Raw genomic sequence first — 5,546 nt, 5'->3', positions numbered from 1 at the left:
GGGCCGAGATCATGGTGGCTAGCATCTAAATGTCTCCCACTCCTCCCTCAAAACATGTGCTGGCCGCCATTGATGGAGAGGGTGGAGCCGGTGATGAAGTCGGCGTCGTCCGCCGTCAGGAAGGCGACGCCACGGGCGATGTCGTCCGCGGTGCCGAGGCGACCGCGCGGGATGCGGGCGATGATCTTCTCCAGCACGTCCGGCGGCACGGCGCGGACCATCTCGGTGTCCACATAGCCGGGGGCGATGGCGTTGACCGTGACGCTGAAGCGCGCGCCTTCCTGGGCCAGGGCCTTGGTGAAGCCATGGATGCCGGACTTGGCGGCGGCGTAGTTCACTTGCCCGTACTGGCCGGCTTGGCCGTTGATCGAGCCAATGTTCACGATGCGGCCGAACTTGCGGGCCGTCATGCCGTCCCAGACCAGCTTGCAGAGATTGAAGCAGGAGCCTAGATTCGTGTCGATCACGTCATCCCACTGCTTGCGGTCCATGCGTTTCATCGTGTTGTCCCGCGTGATGCCGGCGTTGTTCACCAGGATCTCGATCGGGCCGATCTCGGCCTCGATCTTCCGGATCTCAGCCTGGCAGGCCTCGAAATCCGAGACGTCGAACTTGTAGGTCGGGATGCCCGTGCGCTCGGTGAAGGCCTGCGCCGCGGCGTCGTTTCCGGCATAGGAGGCGACGACCGTTCGGCCGGCCCTTTGCAGGTGCTCGCTGATGGCAGCCCCGATGCCGCGCTGGCCGCCGGTGACGAGTGCGATACGTGCCATTGGAACTTTCCGTTCCTGATCGGTCGTGCGGTATTCCTAGCACGAGCTTCGCCCTTTACAAACCTTCCGGACGGTTTATTGTCTGGATGGCGGCTGTACTTATTCCTCCTCTCGTTCGCAGCCGCTCCGAAGGCCGGGCGCCAGTTGTATAGTCCTGGCGTGGCGCCCGGCCGGACGGCCCGGTAGGACGTGACGGCTCTGACGTCCCGGAAGGAATCTGCAATGTCAGCCGTCCCCTCCATGTCCGAAGTCATGTTGCTTCCTACGGAATCCCTGAATTCAATAGTTCCGCGCCTGAAGGCCCTCCTGCTGGCGCTGCAACAGTCACAGCAGCTTTGCGCGACGCCGCAAAGCGTAAGATGGAACGGGCCTAAGAACTTATGTGGATGGCCGAGGAGCGCAACGCTTTTCTCACCTACTCTCACGCGAAAAGGGCCGATGCTCTGGCGTGGGAAAAACCACGCCACGATTGCCGGCTGGCCAGCCGCTGTGTTCCGACTGATGGTGGAGGCCAGAGCTATGCCGGAATCTGGGTGACGCCGTGATCAGGCGGCGTGCTGCGTTGGCGTGTTGGTAACCTCGACGCCGTTGTGGAATGTGACGCCTTGGATGAGCTTGGGCAACTGGTTCTCGCCCTTCAGCCGGCGCCAGGTCTTGGCAGCCGTCATGACCAACTTGAACACCATCAGCCGGGCGGTGTCCTGCGACAGCGCGCCTTTGGTACGCACCGTCCGGTGCCGGACGGTGGCGAACACGCTCTCGATCGGGTTCGAGGTGCGCAGGTGGTCCCAGTGCTCGGCGGGAAAGTTGTAGAAGGTCAGCAGGGCGTTGCGGTCCTTCAGCAGGCAGGTCGCCGCCTTCTCGTATTTGGCCCCGTACTTCTCGGAGAAGGTCGTGATCGCCGCTTCCGCTGTCGCCCGGTCCGGCGCCTGCCAGATCTCGCGCAGGTCGGCCTTGGCAGCCGGCTGGACCGACCTCGGCAGCTTGTCCAGCACATTGGCGGTCTTGTGCACCCAGCACCGCTGATGCCGGGTGGCGGGGCAGACCTCCTCGAGTGCCTTCCAGAAGCCGAGCGCGCCATCGCCCGTGGCCAGTTCGGGCGCGATCACCAGGCCACGGGCCTTGAGGTCGACCAGCAGTTCCCGCCAACTCTGTGCGCTCTCGCGCAGGCCGACCTGAAAGCCGAGCAGCTCCTTCCTCCCTTCCGGGGTGGCGCCGATCAGCACCAACATGCACTCGGCCTGCGGCTGCCCGATCACCGAGGGTGACAGGTTCGGCGCCTCGCGGCCCAGCAAGGCTCCGAGCGCCTCCTGGAAGTCGCCCATCGAGACCCCGCGCAGGTAGAGGATCGGCAGCAGGGCATCCAGGCTCCGCGTCCGCCGCGCCCAGCGCGGCAGAAGCGCCGAGGTGAAGCGGATCCGCTCACCGCCTGCCCCTTTGCCCACCTCCTCACCGGCGCCACGGTCACGCAGCTTGACCCGCTGCACCGGAACCGGGCCAATCCCGGTCTGCACCAGCCTCTCCGGGCCATGCCCGTGCCGCACCAGCCGCTCGCGCCCATCCGGTAGCCGTTCCCCCTTCATCTTGGCCAGGAAGGAATCCGCCTCCGCCTCGACGGCCTGGGCCAGCAACCGGCGGGCCCCGCTCCTCAGCACCGCCGTCAGCGGATCCTCGACCGTCTCCGGCTGACGAAGTGGCACTACAGTGGTATCTCTCGTCATGGCGTATCGCTCCTTCGGGAGGTTCAGGCAGGCTTCCACCCACCTCGATACGCCGCCTTTCTCACTCCGCCATCACCCAGGTTCGGCCATAGCTCTGGTGGGGGTAATTGGCTTTCCGAAGCGACCATCAAGGGGAGAGCGCAAGCAGGCCACTTACCCACAGCGTGGGTCGGCTGGAGAGGTGGCCACCGCCCTTTATCGGCGATGGACCGAGTGGCGAGGCAGAGCCTCAAGCGCGGATATGATGACGTGTGCGGGGAAGATCCGGTCAGCTGCGCCCTTATGTCCGGCCTACTGCGCGGCGTCTGCCGCTGGCCATCATGGGTGTGCGCGTGCGTGTTAGGCGCCAATCTGTACGGCGTGCTCGAGGCACACGATTCTTAACGGCTTTGCCTAAAACTGCTTAACCACAGCTCTTCCCATCACGCTGTTCAGCGCTTGCTGCCGGATCGAGCGGGCTTGCGCCCGCGGCCTACCATGCGCGCTCGCGCATCACGCCGTTGCTGCCGTAACCGGCGCGACACCTCCCTTCGCACGGTAGACTTCGTTGCGCGTCATCAGCGCCCAGGCGATGCGCGCCATCTTGTTGGCCAGGGCCACCGTCACCTGTCGAACAGGACGCCGCTCCAGCAGCCCCCGCACCCACGCTCCGGCGGTACTGTTCCACTGCTCGGCGCGATGCACCATCGAGGTGGCGCCGAGCACCAGCAAGATTCGGATCTGCCGGTTGCCTGCCTTGGTGATCTTGCCAAGGCGCGGTTTTCCGCCGGTCGAGTGCTGGCGCGGCACCAACCCCAGCCAGGCCGCGAAATGGCGTGCGCTCGGGAAGCTTCCAATCGTGCCTCCGACCGTCCCCGCCAGCAGCGAGGCAGTGATCGGGCCAATGCCTGGGACTGTGGCCAGGCGCCGAGCGGCATCGTCATGCCGGGCGTGTGCAACGATCCGGCGCTCCAGGTTTTCGATCCGGTCCGTCGTGGCGCAACAGTGCTCGCGTAACCCCGCGAATACCTCGCGTGCAGGCTCTGGAAAGCTCTCATCCTGCTCCACCAACGCCACCAGGTCTTTGAGCTTGTCCATGCCCTTCGGCACAACCAGGCCGAACTCGGTTGCCAGCCCGCGCATCGCATTGGCCAGCATGGTCTGTTGCTTGACCAGCAGAGACCGCGCCGAATGCAGGGCCAGGACGCCCTGCTGCTCCAAGCTCTTTACCGCGACGAACTTCGCCTCGGGACGGGACGCGGCGGTGCAGATCGCTGCGGCATCAGCCGCATCGTTCTTCTTGCCCCGCTTGACGAACGGCTTGACCACTTCGGACGCGATCAGCTTCACCTCAAAGCCAAGACCACTCAGGACACGGGCCCAATGATGGGCTGCACCACAAGCTTCCATAACCACCGTGCAGCGTGCCTGCTGCTCGAAAAAGGGGAGCAGCTCATCGCGCCGCAGCTTTCGCCTGAACTGGACTTTTTCTGTCCCGTCAACGGCGTGGAGCTGGAAGGTCGACTTGGCTGTGTCAATGCCAATCATGCTGATGTTCATCGCGGGCGGCTCCCGTGCTGCAGGTTCTGACGACCGCATCTTGGCACACCGGTGCCGTTGGGGCCGTCCACCCCATCTGTATGGGAAGACATCGCAGACGCTGATCACCGCGCACGATAACTCATACCAATCGCCTTGATCGCTGACTCGCATGTGATCCCGCCAGCGCCACAGGTGTACTTCGCTCCTACCGGTGGTTGGTTCGGGAGCTTGGAGTGGCCCACCAGAGCTTGTTAGATTCCGCAGATACACTTGAGAGACACTTGGTGCGAGAGCTGACAGAGCGGACGGCTGAGGTCGGGGGTAAATCGACGACCGGCAGCTATTCGATGGGGAAGGTGTGAAGCTCTGCTCGGCACGGAAGACTACCAGTCCTCTCGTAGCCGTGAGCCTGTCGGGCTGTTCCGTTAACTTGATCACCTGACAGGCAAAGGCGCCCCCAGCCGCCAGGATGGCCACAACGGCAATGATCAGGAACCCCTTCACCGCCTTCACTCCCGGATCAGGGACCACTACAGGAGGTCCTTCAACCTGATGAACCCAGATCATGCTCGACACACTTTTACAACCCAACCGGCCGGTTTGTATCGACTAATGTCAAGCGTGTGGACCAAAGGCCTGCGTAGAAGAGGCGTGAGGTACCCGGTCGCTGGCGCCGACAGCTCCCCGGACCAGAAGTAAACACTCACCACTGGGCGGCTGGGCGCGACCGGCCATTCAACATATCAATACCGAGGATCGCCCATCCCCCTTAGCTGGAGGCTGCACATTGGATAATCCCACCCGGTCACGCCGGTCCCGGAACGCTGTGCTTGAGGCGGCTCTGATCGTCATCCAGCGGGACGGGCCGGGGCGTCTGACGCTGGAGGCGATCGCGCGTGAGAGCGGGCTCAGCAAGGGAGGACTGATGCACCAGTTCCGCACGAAGCAGGCGGTGCTGCGCGAGCTCCTGGAGCACCAGCACGAGTATTTTGAGATCTTCTCGCAAGAGCACATCCTGGAAATTGGCGGGGGGTCGCCCGAGGCTTTGCTCTCGGCCGAGATCGCCACGGCGCGTGAGGCGATCACCATGCGACATTCCGTCGCGCTCGCGATCCTTGGGGCGGCTGCCGAGGATCCGAACCTGCTCTCCGTAGTCCAGGCGAGCGCGGCGGAGAAGATCCGGAAGATTCGAGAAGAGGCGACCGACCCTGACCTTTCCACGATTCGCTGGCTGGCTGCTCGGGGACTCGCCTTCACTACTCTGCTTGGCATCTGCCCTCTCGCGGCGGAGGACCGAGAAAGGCTGTTCGAGCGTTTGATGGATCATGAGCAATGGCAGAGCCTGGCCGCATCGCGCCGTGCTGCTGGGAACCGGAAGAGTCCGCGCCGTAAGGGAGAGAGGTGAGAGCCTTGCTGGCACCCGATCAACCCCTGGCCGAGCAGCACGGCCGCTATCAGGAAGTGGCGACTGAACCCGAACGGCAACTGCAGAAGGTTGCGCAGGAGATCGTCCAGGAGCCGACACCGCTTCGAT

At 64.0% G+C, this 5,546-nt stretch carries 5 protein-coding genes; 2 read left to right on the top strand and 3 right to left on the bottom strand.

Going from position 1 to position 5,546, the window contains the following annotated elements; genetic code table 11:
• Nucleotides 1-47: 47 nt before the first annotated feature.
• On the bottom strand, nucleotides 48-770 hold the full coding sequence (gene phbB / locus ACO1BU_RS35760; protein WP_424140642.1) for an acetoacetyl-CoA reductase: 723 nt from the start codon (nucleotides 768-770) through the stop codon (nucleotides 48-50).
• Between the two features lie 386 nt (nucleotides 771-1,156).
• Between phbB and ACO1BU_RS35755 the strand changes: the two genes are divergently transcribed.
• The gene (locus tag ACO1BU_RS35755; protein WP_424140641.1) at nucleotides 1,157-1,315 is read left to right on the top strand and encodes a hypothetical protein; all 159 of its coding nucleotides are present in this window, start codon (nucleotides 1,157-1,159) and stop codon (nucleotides 1,313-1,315) included.
• Here the strand turns inward: ACO1BU_RS35755 and ACO1BU_RS35750 are convergent, their stop codons facing one another.
• Together ACO1BU_RS35750 and ACO1BU_RS35745 are read right to left on the bottom strand one after the other, a co-directional pair.
• Nucleotides 1,316-2,491, bottom strand: a complete 1,176-nt coding sequence (locus tag ACO1BU_RS35750; RefSeq protein ID WP_424140640.1) for an IS256 family transposase — start codon at nucleotides 2,489-2,491, stop codon at nucleotides 1,316-1,318. It abuts the gene before it with no gap.
• 492 nt (nucleotides 2,492-2,983) lie between these two features.
• A complete protein-coding gene (locus ACO1BU_RS35745; RefSeq protein WP_424140639.1) occupies nucleotides 2,984-4,030 on the bottom strand; it encodes an IS110 family RNA-guided transposase in 1,047 nt (348 codons plus the stop codon).
• An 808-nt stretch (nucleotides 4,031-4,838) separates the two neighbouring features.
• On the opposite strand from ACO1BU_RS35745, the gene ACO1BU_RS35740 reads away from it, so the two are divergent.
• On the top strand, nucleotides 4,839-5,417 hold the full coding sequence (locus tag ACO1BU_RS35740) for a TetR/AcrR family transcriptional regulator (protein ID WP_424140638.1): 579 nt from the start codon (nucleotides 4,839-4,841) through the stop codon (nucleotides 5,415-5,417).
• Nucleotides 5,418-5,546 lie beyond the last annotated feature (129 nt).

This window comes from Roseomonas chloroacetimidivorans (genome assembly GCF_049629625.1).
GTDB classification, from domain to species: Bacteria; Pseudomonadota; Alphaproteobacteria; order Acetobacterales; family Acetobacteraceae; genus Roseomonas; species Roseomonas chloroacetimidivorans.
Note: the sequence above shows the minus strand (reverse complement) of the source record. Positions and strands in the feature narration are given on the sequence as shown.